The 16804-nt window shown below is 45.2% G+C and carries 12 protein-coding genes and 1 pseudogene; 9 read left to right on the forward strand and 4 right to left on the reverse strand.

Features of this window, described 5'->3' with window-relative positions:
• Positions 1 to 112: 112 nt before the first annotated feature.
• The 3 genes and pseudogenes from QUA83_RS00260 (at position 113) to QUA83_RS00270 (ending at position 6830) form a co-directional block, all read left to right on the forward strand.
• Positions 113 to 3619 carry a glycosyltransferase gene (locus tag QUA83_RS00260; protein WP_333290807.1) on the forward strand — a complete coding sequence of 1169 codons (3507 nt, stop codon included), beginning with the start codon at positions 113 to 115 and terminating at the stop codon, positions 3617 to 3619.
• 36 nt (positions 3620 to 3655) lie between these two features.
• Positions 3656 to 5020 carry a GH39 family glycosyl hydrolase gene (locus QUA83_RS00265; RefSeq protein WP_333290808.1) on the forward strand — a complete coding sequence of 455 codons (1365 nt, stop codon included), beginning with the start codon at positions 3656 to 3658 and terminating at the stop codon, positions 5018 to 5020.
• A gap of 477 nt (positions 5021 to 5497) precedes the next feature.
• Positions 5498 to 6830 (forward strand): annotated as a pseudogene (locus QUA83_RS00270) (IS110 family transposase).
• A gap of 136 nt (positions 6831 to 6966) precedes the next feature.
• On the opposite strand, the gene QUA83_RS00275 reads toward QUA83_RS00270, so the two are convergent.
• Positions 6967 to 7266 carry a contact-dependent growth inhibition system immunity protein gene (locus QUA83_RS00275; protein WP_333290809.1) on the reverse strand — a complete coding sequence of 100 codons (300 nt, stop codon included), beginning with the start codon at positions 7264 to 7266 and terminating at the stop codon, positions 6967 to 6969.
• On the reverse strand, positions 7263 to 7802 hold the full coding sequence (locus tag QUA83_RS00280; RefSeq protein WP_333290810.1) for an RNase A-like domain-containing protein: 540 nt from the start codon (positions 7800 to 7802) through the stop codon (positions 7263 to 7265). Before QUA83_RS00280 ends, QUA83_RS00275 begins: the two co-directional genes overlap by 4 nt.
• A gap of 366 nt (positions 7803 to 8168) precedes the next feature.
• Here QUA83_RS00280 and rfbF point away from each other — a divergent pair, with 366 nt between their 5' ends.
• The 5 genes from rfbF to QUA83_RS00305 all read left to right on the forward strand — a co-directional run bounded on the left by rfbF (position 8169) and on the right by QUA83_RS00305 (position 13141).
• On the forward strand, positions 8169 to 8945 hold the full coding sequence (gene rfbF, locus QUA83_RS00285; protein WP_333290811.1) for a glucose-1-phosphate cytidylyltransferase: 777 nt from the start codon (positions 8169 to 8171) through the stop codon (positions 8943 to 8945).
• A gap of 186 nt (positions 8946 to 9131) precedes the next feature.
• Positions 9132 to 10196, forward strand: a complete 1065-nt coding sequence (locus QUA83_RS00290; protein ID WP_333290812.1) for an acyl-CoA dehydrogenase family protein — start codon at positions 9132 to 9134, stop codon at positions 10194 to 10196.
• Between the two features lie 190 nt (positions 10197 to 10386).
• On the forward strand, positions 10387 to 11118 hold the full coding sequence (locus QUA83_RS00295; protein ID WP_333290813.1) for a cyclase family protein: 732 nt from the start codon (positions 10387 to 10389) through the stop codon (positions 11116 to 11118).
• Between the two features lie 176 nt (positions 11119 to 11294).
• Positions 11295 to 12041, forward strand: a complete 747-nt coding sequence (locus QUA83_RS00300; RefSeq protein ID WP_333290814.1) for a DUF1995 family protein — start codon at positions 11295 to 11297, stop codon at positions 12039 to 12041.
• 329 nt (positions 12042 to 12370) lie between these two features.
• Entirely contained in the window at positions 12371 to 13141 is a 771-nt protein-coding gene (locus QUA83_RS00305; RefSeq protein WP_333290815.1) for a metallophosphoesterase family protein, read from the forward strand.
• 314 nt (positions 13142 to 13455) lie between these two features.
• On the opposite strand, the gene QUA83_RS00310 is transcribed toward QUA83_RS00305, so the two are convergent.
• Entirely contained in the window at positions 13456 to 14307 is an 852-nt protein-coding gene (locus tag QUA83_RS00310) for a M48 family metallopeptidase (protein WP_333290816.1), read from the reverse strand.
• Between the two features lie 372 nt (positions 14308 to 14679).
• Here QUA83_RS00310 and QUA83_RS00315 point away from each other — a divergent pair, with 372 nt between their 5' ends.
• A complete protein-coding gene (locus QUA83_RS00315; protein ID WP_333290817.1) occupies positions 14680 to 15204 on the forward strand; it encodes a DUF4330 domain-containing protein in 525 nt (174 codons plus the stop codon).
• A gap of 154 nt (positions 15205 to 15358) precedes the next feature.
• On the opposite strand, the gene QUA83_RS00320 is transcribed toward QUA83_RS00315, so the two are convergent.
• The gene (locus QUA83_RS00320) at positions 15359 to 16264 is read right to left on the reverse strand and encodes an alpha/beta hydrolase (protein ID WP_333290818.1); all 906 of its coding nucleotides are present in this window, start codon (positions 16262 to 16264) and stop codon (positions 15359 to 15361) included.
• Positions 16265 to 16804: the final 540 nt, after the last annotated feature.

Below are 16804 nucleotides of genomic sequence, written 5' to 3' on the forward strand. Positions count from 1 at the left end.
TGTCAGCAGTATAATTGCATCTGCCTTCTGCCTTTTGCCTGACCTCCGTTACATCCGTCGAGCGAATCCGTTGCCGAAGTTCCTTCTTCCTTCCTTATCACCGATAAAATTCATGTCAATAGCAAATCCGGCACCGCGAGTAAGTGTAATTATTCCAGCATATAATGGCGATCGCTACATCGGGCAAGCGGTAGAAAGCGTCATCAGCCAAACCTATAAAAACTGGGAAATTATCGTCATAGACGACGGCTCAACCGACGACACCCGCCAAGCATTGCAGCCTTATGTTGAAAAAATTCGCTATGTTTATCAGGAAAACCAAGGAGTAGCTGCAGCCCGCAACCGAGGAATTGAGGAATCCCGAGGTGAATTAATTGCTTTTTTAGATCAAGATGACTTTTTCTTGTCCGATAAGTTAGCTGCACAAGTTGCGTTATTTGACGCTCAGCCATCACTAGGAATTGTTAATAGTGGCTGGCGGATGGTTAAAGAGCAAGGCGAAAGAATTTTCGATGTAACACCCTGGGAATACTTGCCTCAGCTAGACTTAAAAACCTGGATTGTTTATATGCCCCTACTTCCCAGCGCGATGATGTTTTCGCGGCAGTGGCTGGAACGAGTCGGTGGCTTTGATTCTCAGTATGATTCAGTAGATGATGCCGACTTAATCTTGCGTTTAGCACTATTGGGCTGCGAAGCTGCTTGGTTGCCTCAAGTGACTGTATGCTATCGGCAGCATGGGCAAAATGTGTCCATCCAGAGAGCGCTGAAACAAGCAAATCTTGCTATTAAATTAAAGCAAAATTTATTCGCCCGATCGGACTTGCCAGAGGACCTCCGTCAATTGGAAAAGCCTGCTTTTTATGAGATTATAACATGGATGTCATGGCAACTTTACTACAGCGGCTATCCGGTGCAAGCAGTTGAGTATTACCAAAAATCTTTCCTTTATACTCCTTACTCGCCAGAGAAAACAGTAATTGATTGGCTTGCTCGTCTGACTGCAATTGCTAAATCTTACGGAATTGACCCCGACACTGAATCTTTAAGAAACTTACCAGAATGGAAAAAGTTAATGGTTAGCATACTTCCCCAAAAAACAGCGCGAGTCAGCGTCATCATCCCCACTTACAACTGCGAGCGCTACATTGTCAAATCCATAGAGAGTGTTCTTAGCCAGACTTGTCAAAACTGGGAAATTGTCGTCATAGACGACGGTTCAACTGATAACACTCGCCAAGTTTTAGCACCTTACCTCGATTTAATTCAATACATCTATCAAGATAACCAAGGAGCAGCCATTGCTCGAAATAGTGCTTGCAAGTTAGCAAAAGGGGAATTTTTAGCTTTTTTAGATGCTGACGACTTCTTCTTGCCCGAAAAACTAGAAAAACAAGTAGCTTGCTTTGACGCTGACCCCACATTAGATATGGTGCAAACAGGTTGGTTTATCGTTGGTGAAAAGGACGAAGCCATTTATGGAGTAAAGCCTTGGGAAGAAGCACCAAAATTAGATTTAGAAGCATTTGTTTTCTACAAATCAGTGCGTCCCAGCGCCATGATGCTGCGGCGCGAGTGGTGGGAACGCTTGGGAGGTTTCGATCCTCGCTTTCCGCCAACCGAAGATTTAGATTTTGTCCTACGTTTAGCTTTAAAGGGGTGCAAGTCAGTTTGGTTAAAAGAGATATTAACCTGCTATCGTCAGCACGACAACAATATCATGTCCAACGGCTCCAAATTAATGAAAAATACGGAAATAGTGATGGAGCAATTTTTCGCAAGGCCAGACTTACCTCAGCACATCCGCGACTTGAAACGCGCGGAACGTTACAAGTGTTTAGTATGGATAGCATGGCGGATGTACCGCGACGGATATTTGCCAGAAATGGTCGAAAGTCTGGAAAAATCTCTGTATTACACTCGTTTGACAGGCACTGAAACTGTTTTTAATTGGCTGGAAACTTTTAAGGGGGTTTCGGAACAGTACGGCGACAACTTTGATGCCTATGCCTTAACCAATTTACAGGAATGGCAAGACATAGTGGCGATCGCAGCTAACAATCCTTATCAGTTCCAATCGGCTTCCACTTCAGCTTCTCGGTCGCCCACAAAGCACGTACTGCTATACACAGAAGACTCAGGAGTCGGGGGATTGGCTCAGTTTAACCACTCGCTGATGTGTAAATTAGCTGCCGATGGCTACCGAGTTACTAGCGTTCAAAGCCAAGCTTCTAACCCTTTAATTACTGAACAAAAACAGCTAGGTATAGAACATATTTGGCTCGAATTCGACACGATGAAAGAGTTCTTGCGAATAGCTTACAATTTGGATGATGCTCAAAAAATTTACGCCCAAGCTCGACCGGATTTAATTATATTTAGTGACGGTTGGCCGATGGCTAACTTTGCAGCTAAACAAGTTGCGATCGAGCAAAATATACCGTACATAATCAGTCTGGGTTATATCAATCGCAATTATGAAACCTTCGATCGCGGCGATCAAATTCCCTATTTCGATGCAGTTGCCTACCAGTACATGGTAGCCAAAGCAGCAGTAGCAGTTTCCCACGAGAATTTAAACTTGTTCCAAAGTTTATTTAAAGCGCGTCTAGAACGGGGGAAAGTAATCTATTATGGCAGACCAAATAGTTATTTTGAGCCGCCGAATCTTTCCACTCGCCAACGCCTGCGTCAAGAACAAGGAATCCCCGAAAATGCTATCGTTTGTTTTACGGCGGCGAGATTGACTCCCATTAAAGGATATCAGTATCAATTGCAGGCGATCGCCCAATTAAAAAATCGTCCAATTTGGCCCCAAATTTACTTTGTTTGGGCCGGACCTGGGTCTACTACTCACGACAATATGGAACCTGAATTAAGAGCAACTGTGAGCAAATTGGGAGTAGAAGAACAGGTTAAATTCTTAGGACAGCGCTGGGATATTGCCGATTGGCTCGACGCCAGCGACATCTTTATTTTATCTTCGGAAGCTGAGGGAATGCCACTAGCAATTATGGAAGCAATGGCGAAAGGATTGCCCGTAATTGCCACAGCAGTCAGCGGAATTCCTGAAGAACTGGGAGACACGGGAAAGTTGCTCCCCGATCCTACAATCGACCCAGCAGGCACAGTAAAAGAGTTGGTACAAACGGTGGAAATATGGGCAGAAAATCCCGACTTGCGCCGACTTGCAGGACAAGCGTGCAAAGCGCGAGCCCAAGAACTATTCAAAGAAGAACGGATGCTTCGGGAATATGGAGAAATAATTGAACAGGCCTTTGTAAGTGACGATGAGAGCGACAGTTTCTCTATTAGTCCGAAACTCAAAAAGCAGCTACAGCAAGTGGATAGCCTGCTAAAATACTATTATTTAGTGTGGAAAGCTTGGGAGGCTTACGATCGGGGAGATATGTCCGAGATGGCGAGTAATTTGCAATCGGCTTGGGCCTGCACGCCTTATTTTACCACAGAAACTATCTTTGACTGGGTGAAAAATTTTGGTATTTTTGCTGTGGAAAAAGGAGTTAATTTCGATACCAACGAGCTGATCAACTCCCGATCGTGGCAACAAGTGATAGAATCAATACAGGGTTTTGAAGTGTTTTCATCGGTTCGTTAAAACTGAGCTATTGCAGCATTCTTAGGAACGGGCAAGATGCCCATTCCACAAAACATCAACCAAAGAAAAGATATGCAATTTACATTCAAGTTCCCACGGATTAATAAACTGCTGCCAATTTGTTTAGCTATTGTCACTGTTCTGTTAATAGCCTATTTGGGACAGCCAAGAGCGATCGCCCAACTTCGATCGAACGTTACAGTAGATTTTGGAAAGCCAGCCACCGGTACAATTTCCATGAGTGGCATCCTGCACGGAATCGACACTGCAAAACCGCCGGATAGTTCTATTAAACCCTTGCAGCCCAAACTTTGGCGGGCGGGGAGACTCGATATTTACGATCGAGTAATCGCCAGCGGAGCCGAGTTTCAGTTAGTAGTCAGCGACTTGTGGGGCTACGGTAGCAATCCCAACGGCTGGCCCTATCAAAACTACCCTGCGTGGGAAGCATTCATCCGACAGTTAGCCCAGCAAAATAAAGGCAAGAAAATTATTTGGGATGTATGGAATGAACCCGATTTAAAAAATCCGTTTTGGAATGGAAGCAGAGAGCAATTCTTTGAAACCTACAAAAGAGCTTACAAAATTTTGCGAGAAGAATTAGGGCCGTCAGCAATAATTGGCGGGCCGAGCATTACCAACTACAACAAAGGATATCTGACCGCTTTTTTGAATTACTGCAAAGCGAACAAACTGGAAGTAAATTTCCTAGCTTGGCACGAACTCAATGATACAATGATCTTATTTGTTGACGATCATGTAATTGATGCTAAACGTAATTTCCAGCAAAGTCCCTCTTACAAGGAACTGAACTTGCAAAAAATTTACGTCAACGAAATTGTCGGGAACTTAGCGCAGTACCAGCCGGGGGACATCTTAGGTTATTTGTATAACTTAGAGTATGCAAAAGCTGACGGTGCTTGCAGAGCTTGTTGGGAGAGTAAAGGGCCAAATAAAGTTAGCAATTGCTTCAACAATACGCTGAGTGGGATGGTCACGCCTAATACCTTTGAGCCAAGAGCAGCTTGGTGGGCTTACAAAGCTTATGCTGACGGAGTTAATTCGCGGGTGCAGAGTTGGTCAAATAACAATCGCCTTGTCGCTTTAGCCAGCAAGTCAAATCCTGAAGGTAAAGCACAAATACTTTTAGGTTATTTCGACCCCAATTTTTCCTCAGCAACAACGGTAACATTAACCCTCGGCAATTTGGAGCAGCTAGGTATTCAAAGAGGTCAGAAAATCACTCTAAAATTAGAAAAAATTCCCAACAATCAAGAAGGAGCCGTGCCAAAGCTTGTCACCGTTAAAGAAGAAAGTTTTTCGGTGGGTAGTGGCAGCTTGGCTTATGTTATCCCTAATTTCAACGTCCACGAAGGCTACTTATTGACCGTTAGCAAGTGAGCTAGCTATCCTATTAAATTGTGAACAAATTGTAGGGCCACGGGAGTGCCCATTGGTGTCAACTTAACGTTAAACCGATAGTCCGACAGGGGTTGAAACCCCTGCCTCAAAGCTAAAGTCCTCTAAAAGAGGACTAATGAATTATTCAGTCCTCTTTTAGAGCATCCTACGGGCGTCGCACGCCCGTTATGAAGAAAAGAAACAGTTTCGCTCGCCCAAAAGTTGCTAGCGATCGGATATATTATCCCTGTGTCCCGAGAGTCAGACCGACAAGTCAATGGTGCGATGCGTGAGCCTGATTTAGAGCATGGCCGTGGGCCAGATGATTATGACATTGGTGAAGGGCAATTTTACCCTATCCCGTTGAGGAGAATATAACATCACATCCGCCCACCGCTCGGGACACCTTCTAATTTGATCGCGAAAAGGAGTCATCTAATGATCCGACGCCAGACAAACAAACCTGTTGCGGGTGAAATGTCGAATTTCACACAGATTAACCCAAATGCCGCAGGCATAGATATTGGTTCTGCTGAACATTGGGTTTGCGTTCCACCCGATCGAACGCCACAGAATGTACGTAAATTTAGTTGTTTTACCCCCGACTTAATCGAGATGGCATCTTGGTTATTGGAATGTCGAGTAGACACGATCGCGATGGAATCTACAGGAGTTTATTGGATACCAGCTTTTCAAATTCTCGAAGAAAGGGGTATCGAAGTCAAACTGGTGAATGCCCATCACGTCAAAACCGTACCGGGTCGAAAAACCGATGTTTTGGATTGTCAGTGGTTGCAACAGCTACATACCTACGGTTTATTGTCCGGTTCCTTTCGCCCTGATGACCAAATTTGTGTTCTACGTAGTTACATTCGCCATCGCGATAACTTAATCAAAAGCGGTAGCACCCACCTACTGCGGATGCAGAAAGCATTAACTCAAATGAATCTGCAACTAAATAAAGTCATCAGTGACATCACAGGAGTTACAGGGATGGCAATTATCCGCGCCATTGTAGCTGGAGAAAGGAACCCTCAAGTCTTAGCTGGCTTGAAAAATTCTCGGATTAAAAGTAGTACCGCCGATATTGCTAAAGCCTTGACAGGAGACTATCGAGCTGAGCATATATTTGTGTTAAAACAAGAGTTACAACTCTATGACATCTATCAAGGACAAATTGCTAGCTGTGATGTTGAGATTGAGCGATATTTAGCCAGCTTTGCTTCCGAAGAAAACAATCCCCCACCAACTCCTCCCAAACGCGGTAAAAGAAAGCCCAGAGGTCATGAACCCACTTTTAATTTACGCAACCATTTATATCGAATTAGTGGGGTAGATTTTACCCAAATTCCTGGTTTTGACGCCCTCACAGTACAAACCCTGTTATCCGAAGTCGGATTAGATGCTACTCGTTTCCCCACAGTTAAGCACTTTTGTTCCTGGTTAGGGTTGTGTCCTTCTACAAAAATTACTGGCGGTAAGGTCAAAAGTTCTCACACCCGTCGAGTAGTTAATCGGGCTGCCAATGCCTTCCGTTTAGCTGCTCAATCTTTATCTCGCTCTCAATCAGCTTTGGGGGCTTTTTATCGTCGCTTGCGATCGAGATTGGGTGCCGTTAGCGCTAATACCGCCGCTGCCCACAAGCTAGCCCGCATCTTTTACCACCTCGCTTAGTACAAAAACTGCTTATGTCGATGCGGGTGGCGATTATTACGAACATAAATACCGACAACGGATCGTCTCCAAGCTGGAGAAAACTGCTCAATCTCTTGGGTTTGAGCTCGTTGCTAAACCTCTGCAGTTAGATTGAGTTTCTGAGGAGGACTTTGGCTATTAGACAGGGAATTCATTCCCTGGCGGACTAGCGGGTAGGCGCGAGGACTAGCGGACGAAAAGCTTAATTTGACACCAATGGACACTGCCGTGTCCTTACAAATATATAGATTTTATCTAGGATTATTCAAAGATTTTTGCACAGATTCCAACCACTCTCGGACTGTTTGATTTTCGGATTGTGGGTCGTAGTAACACCCTAATTCATCGAGGATGAATGCTTCTAAATCGGCTGGGGCGATCGGCATTTCGAGCAGTTTGCTGAGTTCTTGCGATGCAGCTTCAACACTTGGGCGCGGTTCGCTGCTGCGGTAGTTGTTCACTACATCGCTGGGAGTGCCAGCTTCTAACGGCCAGTCTTGGTGAAAGTAGGAACTGAAAAATTGGGTTAAATGAGGAAATTGATTGATCATTGGGGATAGGCGGTGAGAATAAAGTATCCGGGAGGTAATTTGGCGCTGCGCTGGAGGACGATTCTCAGGCGAGATGTTGAAGTTGCTTTGGATGCGCGGCGACGCAGAGTAATGCCAATTATTCTGTTGGCATTGTAGTCGATCGTATAACGATTGCCTCGACTTTTCACCCAGGAGTCGATCGCACTTTGATTTCTGTTCATTGCTTCTGCAATAGCTGCTTCGGCCACGGAACGGTCAGTAAAAGAAGATGCGGCAGAAATTCTCGTTTCGCTTGCGAGTCGCTGTGCTAGTTGTGCTTCTGTTTTACCAACGTGTCTCTCTAAAGTGTGTCCTCCTGCTGATTCGTGAAAGTCTAATCCGCCGCCCGGTATGTTGGGAACAAAAGCTATGGTGGTTTGTGGTATTGTTGAGCCTTCCTGTGCAACAACCGTGGCGTAAACACCAGATATAGCCGATTGGAATAATATAATTATGGAGGCGATCGCGCATAAGATACCTAAAAACTTTTTTAGGCGATCGAGTTGATTTTTCATGGCTGTTTAATTTCTTCCTTATATTTAGTAGAAGTGTTGGCTTTTTTTGTCTATTTCCTAATCTACCATTCGTAAGTTAGAAATTGCGCGCAGCATTTAAATATACGATGTGCAGTGCGCGCCCTACTGTTAGGTAGAAATTGCGCGCAGTATTTAAATACATGGTTCTCCGCGCGCACCCTAGGATTATTCATAAATAGAGGTAAATAGAGGGTGCTGGGCGCCCACCCTATGATTATTAAGAATAGTTTGTGATTTCTGTGGTTTACAAAGCTTCACTAAATATGAGAAAACGTTAATAATTCTTTGAATAAATCACTGATGATTGATGATAAATTAATTGATCATCTTTTAAAAATTAAAAAAATGCAAGTAGTTATCCTAGCAGGTGGTCTCGGTACTCGTCTCAGAGAAGAAACAGAATTTCGTCCCAAACCCTTAGTTGAGGTGGGCGGCCATCCGATTATTTGGCACATCATGAAAATCTATGCACACTATGGTTTCCAAAACTTTATTGTGTGCTTGGGCTATCGCGGCAACATGATTAAAGAATATTTCCTTAATTATGAAGCCATGAACAATGACTTTACTATCTGTCTGGGACGGCAAAATACCATCACTTATCACGAGGAACATCTCGAACAAGATTTTAAGGTGACACTGGCTGAAACTGGCGCGGCAAGTATGACGGGTGGGCGGGTAAAACGGATCGAAAAATATATCGATCGCGAGAATTTCATGGTGACATACGGCGATGGAGTAGCTGATGTCGATATTGAGGCCTTGATGGATTTTCACAAGTCTCACGGTAAGCTGGCAACTGTCACTACATTTCGCCCGATTTCTCGCTTTGGAATTTTGGATGTAGACAGCGATAGCCGCGTAGTACAATTTACTGAGAAACCTCAAATCGACGGCTGGATTAGTGTTGGATATATGATATTTAACCGCCGGGTATTTGAGTATTTGGGGGAAGATGATTGTATTTTAGAACAGGAGCCGATGCAGCGTTTGGCGGCAGAGGGACAGTTGATGGCTTACCGTCATGATGGCTTCTTCTTTGCGATGGATACTTTTCGAGAGTACAAGTATTTAAACGAGCTTTGGGATGAAGGGAAGGCTCCTTGGAAAGTGTGGCAATGAGTTAGTTGTTTCATTCTCAGTCAGCCTTTTATGAACGGGCTCTCCGGCCCCTTCCACAATAGATAGAATTTATTGGTTGTGGAACAGGCATCTTGCCTGTTCTTGATCAGGGTGCACAATGTGAGGAAATAAGTAGGGACACGGCAGTGCCGTGTCCCTAACTCTGCTATAAAATAATTATAAAAAATGGATTTTCAAGATATTCTCAACAGCACAGAAACTTACCTACAAAAGTGCGTTTCACCCCACGCGGAAATTATCGACAGCGACTCGGAAGCGCTAAAAACTGCAGTTGCGGGATTGGAAGATCGATCGCTCTTAGCATTGCGAGTTCCCCAAAAATGGGGCGGTGCGGAAATTGCACCGGAGATTTTTTACCAATATCAGGAATTGACGGCTCGATATTCCGGCGCATTGTCTTTCCTGCAAACTCAGCACCACAGCGCCACTGCGATGCTTGCCAACAGCGACAATGAAATGCTAAAAAGCAGATACTTGCCCGCGATCGCCCAAAAAGAGTTACGCTTGGGTATTGGGTTTTCGCATTTGAGGCGATCGGGCAATCCGGCCGTCACCGCAACTCCCACAAAAGCGGGCTATTTACTGTCAGGAAAAGTTCCTTGGGTAACAGGTTTTGGCTTGTTTCAAAAGTTTATTGTAGCGGCGGTACTTCCTGACGAACGCGCTGTTTTCGGTTTAGTGCCTTTTGCCAATATTGAAGGCGAATATGGTAAAATAGCTTGTAGCGAAATCATGCAGTTAATCGCCATGAACTCGACTAATACGGTGACAGCAACTCTAGATAATTGGTTGCTGCATGAATCGGAAATAATTTCAGTTAAACCTGTCGGCTGGATTTCGGAAAACGACACCAAAAATATACTGAATTTTGTTCCGACTACTTTTGGCTGTATTCGAGCCGGATTGGATGTAATTGCAGCAGCGGCGGCTGCTAAGAATTCACCTTTTATAGTGGCGGCTTGCCAAAAACTAGAGCAAAAGCTCGATCGGCTAAAACAGAGTTTCCCACAATCTCAACATAGCTCGAAAGCAGAACAATTAGCGCTGCGAGCTCAAGCCATTGATTTAGCGGTGCGTTGCGGGCACGCTGCGGTTGCAGTTTCTAGCGGTGCTGCTAACGGTGCGGTACATCCTGCCGGAAGAGTTTATCGAGAAGCTTTGGTGTATACTGTTTCCGGGCAAACAAAAGATGTGATGGAAGCAACGCTCGATCGACTAATCCAATTTTAGATTTTAGATTTTAGATTTTAGATTTAGAGTGCAGACGGTCAAAAAATCAACCATGTCTAATAAATAATCAATCTACTTTACCTAATGATATCAAATCCATTCGTATCCGAATTATCCATCCCTCTCTTCTCTAACTCTGCGCCCTCTGCGCCCTCTGCGGTTAAATACTTCAAAAACAATCGCCAACGATATGACAAACCAATTAAACTTAAATAATCTCAAAACGATCGCCTATAGCACAATTGTAGACTTAACCCATGCAATTCACCCAAATATCCCCATTTGGCCGGGAGATCCGGCGGCAGAATTTGAAACTGTATCTCAAATAGAAAAACACGGCTATTTCCTGCGAAAATTCTCAATGGGAGAACACAGCGGAACTCACATCAACGCACCCAACAGCTTTTATGCAGGAGGCGCCAGCATTGATAGTTATTCGCCGCAGTCGCTAGTTGTGCCGGCAATTGCGATCGACATCCGAGAGCAAAGTCTTGCCAATCCCGACTACACTTTAACAATTGATGATATATTGACTTGGGAACGGCAGCACAAACTTATAGAACCGGGAAATCTAGTTTTATTGTATACTGGCTGGCAAGAAAAATGGGATAACGATGGAGCATTTTTCAACCGAGACGATCGCGGGATTTGCCACTTTCCCGGATTTGGCAAAGCAGCAACTCAATTTTTGCTAGAAGAACGCTTTATCGCGGGAATTGGAACCGACACTCACGGAGTCGATACCGGGCGAGATGAAAGTTTTGCGGTTAACAAATTGGTATTGGAAAAGCAGCGAATAGTGCTGGAAAATCTAGCAAATCTCGACTTGTTACCTGCGGAGGAAATCACTTTAGTTATCGGAATCTTGCGCCTTGTGGGAGGTTCCGGTTCGCCCGTGTCGGTGTTAGCTTTTGTTGCTTGAGACGGTAAAATTTACATCTTGCACCATGCTCAAGAACAGGCAAGATGCCTGTTCCACAAAGAGTGAATTTTCTTGTGGAACAGGCATCTTGCCTGTTCCTAAATAGGTAATTGAGAATGGTGCAATATTTCAGGTAAAATTAGATAGAGAGAAGTCGAGTAAAAACAATTAGAATAATGACAGAACTGCCCAAGGATCTCAACGAGGCGATCGCCCAATCCCGCATTGCCACCGCCGCTGCCCTCTCGGACGGTAAAACTCTACTGCAAGTCGAATTAGTATTTCCAGAAATCGCCCTGCAAGCACAGTCTATCACCCTACAATTTCTCCCAGAATTTGAGGAAATCTACCCCGGAGTAAAAGTCTTTTTTCCCGACACCGGTGCGGCAGCCCTCGCGCGTCGCGACTGGGGAGAAACACCGTTTAAAGTCACTGATTTGGGTAGCAGTCGCACCCCTGTTGAAGATAAAATATCACCGGAAGATCAACTTTTCCTTTTGATCAATCCAGCAGCCGTAGAAGTTGCCCAAGTCGAAAAAATTTATATAGCTGCGGCCGGTCGCCCTGTAATTCTACTCAACCCGCGCTTGGAAGATGTTGCCACCATAGGTATAGGCTATGCGGGCCGCCAATTGCGCGATCGATTCCTCAGCAAAATTGAATCCTGCTACTATATCAGACCCCTAGACACTGCTGCTTTATTCCGCTGCTACCCCCAATCGTGGCAAGTCTGGCTGGAAACAAACGACGAATACGAACTAATTTCTGAAACCGCCCAAAAACCTGTCGGAGACGATTTAGAGCGGATTTTAGCAGGTTCTCTCCCAAGCGCCGATCCTGACTCCACCACACCTGCAAAACCCCTAAAAAAGAAAGGTTTTTTGGCCGAACTCCAGACATTCCTCAAAGCTTTGACTCAGTGACCATCGTTAAGGCTCGATCGTATTTTAGGGTGTGTCAGCTAGGATTATTTTCGACTTAATCGGTCGGCTAATCGCTGATGCACTTTAAAGCGTGAAATAACTTAAAGCTTGGCCTCAGTAACAGCAGTTGCAGAAGCACAATTAACAGCTTGCCTGTTTTTCTATCAGTAGCTACGCAAACAGCTACTGGTGAGCTTTACAGAATCTTTATAAAAAGCAGTATAATGGGTGACACCCCTCCACCGTAAAAGAGGGGAGGCAAATAGCAGCAAAATCAGATGCTATAAGCTAGAGATGGGGCTTTTGAGTCAGGGAAGCGGATAAACACAATGGAGCACCGGCGCATTGTTATCGGGGACGTACACGGGCATTACGACGGCTTAATGACCCTGCTAGAGGCACTTGCCCCCGGCTTGGACGATCGCGTCTATTTTTTGGGAGATTTAATTGATCGTGGCCCCAAAAGCGCTCAGGTATTAGATTTTGTGCAGCAAAGCCCCTACCAAACTCTGTTGGGAAACCACGAACAACTGATGCTGGAGGCTTTGTCGGGGACGCCGATGGATATGCGAGCGTGGCAATCTTGGCTCTACAGCGGCGGCGATGCGACAGTAGCCAGCTACAGAGATACAGGGATGATGCCGTATAAACACTTAGAGTGGCTGCGATCGCTCCCCACGCACCTGGATTTAGGGGACATCTGGCTGGTTCACGCCGGCGTTGACCCCCATCTGTCGATCGATGAACAGTCGATCGAACAACTCTGTTGGATTCGCAGGGAATTTCACACCATGTCGAAACCCTATTTTCCCAATAAATTAATTATCACCGGTCACACGATCACCTTTACCTTTCAGGGAGTCAGACCGGGCGAATTAGTCAGGGGCGAAGGGTGGTTGGATATTGACACGGGTGCTTATCATCCCAAAAGCGGCTGGCTGACAGGATTTGACCTCAGCTACCGCAGAGTTTATCAAGTAAATGTATTTAACCATCAAGTCCGAATTTTGCCGTTTGACGAAGTTGTCAGGCAATTGAAGCCGCAGCCGATTGCACCCCCGGAACCTGCGATCGATTCTGTTGTTCAACAGCAGTGTTAAATCAATTTGTAGTTGTAGGGTATGTCAGCTTAAGTTTGATCAATTAAATCGAAATTAACTTGCTTCTGACGTACCCTAGTAACTGGATTTATTTTTTAAGGAACCGCGAAGACGCGAAGATCGCGAAGTAAGAAAAGAGAAGGGAAGAGAAGAGAAAATACTTCTTGCAAAAGTCCTTTTATGCAAAGTTTCGGACGGGCTCTCCGGCCCATCTCACAATAGAAAAAACTTTTTGTGGGATGGGCCGGAGAGCCCGTCCCAGCTATTTCTGAAAGAGGTCTAAAAGAAGAGAGTGCCTGACAGATTTACCTTTGCTACGAACCTAAAAGTCTGCGGATTTCTAGCCTGTAATCCTCATTATCCAAACCTTCACCGCTAGCGAGCTCCGGGTCTATCGCCTGTGAAATAGCAGCAATGCGATCGCCAGTTGCTGGGTGAGTGCTCAAAATGCTCGGAGGAGAAGGCTTATTGAGCAACTTTTTCATAAAATCAACCATCCCAGATTGAGCGTAGCCCGCTCGCCCCATAGTTTGCAATCCCAACTGATCTGCTTCATACTCAGCTTGGCGACTGTGGGGGCGCCGCAAAGCCAATTCCACCCCAATCTGAACCGCCTGAGATCGATCGAGCCCAGTGGCGGAAGCTACGCCTGAAGCTATGGCCATTTGACGCATTTGTTTAATCGCGTGGCGAGCATTAATGTGAGCGATTTCGTGGGCGATCACACTTGCCAATTCTGCCTCATTGTCCGCCGCCGTCATCAAACCTTTATTCACATAAACAAAACCGCCCATAGTTGCAAAAGCATTAATCGTGTCGTCGTCAATCACTTGAAAAGTATAAGGAATATTTGGGCGAGTGCTTTCTTGAGCGAGTCGTTGACCGATGCGGTTGATATATTCTGTAGTGTCCCGATCGCGGTCAATCTTAAACTCGCTGTTCGTTAACTGCTGATTAATTTGTCTGCCAATAGTCACCTCTTGGCGATCGGACATATTCGACAATTGAATAACTTGAATGCCCCGAAAAATTAGTTCAGGCAAAGAAAATGCTTGCGTCGGTTCGGGGGAAAGCACCCAGATACCCGCAGCCACAATCAGGGACAGAAACAGATAAATCCCCCGGCCACAAGTACGCCGGCAAGTCAACCAAAAACTTTTTAACATGATTGATACGTGGGAGAAGTTAGATAAAATTTGAGGAAAAACTCGAAAAGTCACTCAATAGGCAGACGCAATTTGAGGCTGCTTAGTTGCTATTCTAGCTTTTTGCCAATTTTTCACCGCCCCACCAGCTTCTGGGCGATCGAGCCCAAGGCCCACGAACCGCCGTCAACTGCCTTCTGGGTTAAGTGCCCCAGTCATGCGGATTTTGGGCGATCGTTGTGGTAATATCTTTTAGCTTCAGGACTTATGCATCAATAAAGTATGTCATTGCCAGCGGTAGCTCAGCAATAGCAGCATCTGTTTTTCATCGATGTCTGTGTAAGTCCTGAGCTTGTAAACATACTCCTGTCGCTATCAGTATAATAGGCGATTATGAAAATTTTGGATTCTCAAGGCCGGCTGTTCGGCAAACTCAGCATTCTAGACGTAGCTGCCGCTCTGATCGTACTGCTAGTTGCAGTCGGAATCTTCTTCTTTCCCGGCACTTCTGGCGGTTCCGTCGCCCAAGTCGGCACCAGTATCAAACCTGTAGAAATTGATGCAATTGCGATCGGTCTCAAAGGAACAAACGTTCAAGATTTGTTCAAACCAGGTGATAAAATCAATGTGGTGATCCGCAATCAACCCTCCGGTCAGATTACCATCAAATCTGTCAAAACTCTCACCAGAACCCTAGCAGTTCCTCAGCCCAACGGCACTGTGAAAGCTCTCCCAGATCCCAGAGAAGAAGAAGCCTTCAGCAAAAATATGATGTTTACCTTAGAGGGAAAAGGTCAACTTACTGAAAATGGCCCGGTTTTAGGTAATACGAAAGTCAAAATAGGCACTACGCTAGAGCTTGAAGGCAACAAGTACATTTTCAACGCCAGCGTTATCGACGTGCGAGTAAAAGAATAATTAGTAGTCATTAGTCATTAGTCAGTAGTCATTAGTCATTGCTAATAGGGAAGGGGGAAGAGGGAATTCATATTCCTTCTTCCTTCTTCCTTCTTCTTCCTTCTTCCTTCCTTCTTCCTTCCTTCTTCCTTCTTCCTTCTTCCTTCTTCCTTCTTTACCCTTCCGAAAGCAATTTTAAGTATTGCCGAATTAAGCCAATCGTGACAGCCGGAATTTCTAACTGCGGAGTCAAACCTACGTTTTCCAGAGGTTGAAAAACTTTGATTGCTTCGGGGTTGAGATTTGCCAACCGCTGGCCGATATCGGGCCCGGTAAACTGCGATTTTTCTCCCCAAATAATCGCTGTCGGCGTTGTTAGCTGAGTGATGTACAGCGACAAATCAAAGCACAAATCTCCCCGCACAAAAGACAGGGCGGCATATTCTGCATTGGGTTCCAAAGCAGATTGGAGGTAAGCATCAACAATTTCTTGGTAAACGCGACGCGAATCGGCAAATTGGCGTTGTTCTAGGAAGCTACGGATGCCGCCGTCTGTGGCGATTCCGGTACTGTAGAGCAAGCGATCTAAAATCGGCGTGTTGACTAGCTTAGCGAAGAAACTTGTGCCGTAATCTTGTCCGAAGTCCGACAAACCGCTGGGTATGGTCAAAATTAGGGATTTGAAGAGATCCGGCCGTGCGATCGCCGCTCGAATCGCGATCGCCCCTGTCAGCGAAGAAGCAATCACCTCTGTCGGACTGCCGCAAGTTTTTTCTAGAAATTCGATCAAAGTTGTGATATAATCTTCAACCTGATAATTTCTTGCCGGATGTTCCGATCGCCCCCAACCGATTAAATCCGGTGCTAAAATTCGATATTCTGCAGCAAAAGCCGGATAAACTTTCGACCATTCGTAGGCACTCGACCCGCCGCCAAAACCGTGAAAAAATACTAAGTTTGGTTGATTTTCCGAAGTTGAGGTCGGCAACCCCATCCAAGGCATTTTTTCAGCAGTGTAGTAAACCATTCTGCCGAGAGAAGTAACTATTGATCGCTGACCGAAGCCGAGGGGTACAAGCATAAACTAACCTTAATCGCTGTTATATTTTAGATTCTTTTCCGTTGCCCCGTCTTTGTTTAAAAAACTTGCAAAGATGGTGGCGTTTTTGTAAAGATTGAGTAATGATTTAAATCTATTTTAGTACAGGTGAAGCGTGAAACTACAGACAGCAAGTAAGTTTTGCGATTTGGGCAATTCGGCTGTGTAGTTATCCTTACCGTTGCAAACTAGCGCCGATCGGAGATAATAGCAAAATGATGGGTAAGACCCCTCAACAAAATAGAGTCTGTTCGCCAACCGGGAAAGCAGGCGCTCGGAAAGGAGGACTATTAGAACTCGCTTTCAGGCAGGCGGCAGGTTTGCCGACGCTCGCCAATCACAAATCATTAATCACGATATTTTGCGGAGCAGTGGCTTTTGAGGTCGAAAGTCTTTGTTGGAGGGCGGGCGATGGGGTTTCGATTCCTAATTGCAGGTTTGGCAATCACGGATCTCGCCGTTATCAATTCCAAAACACAAGAAACAACTAATCTCAGGGAGGTCTACTAAAATGCAACTGCT

This window comes from Microcoleus sp. K1-B1, assembly GCF_036704705.1.
Classification (GTDB): domain Bacteria; phylum Cyanobacteriota; class Cyanobacteriia; order Cyanobacteriales; family Microcoleaceae; genus Microcoleus.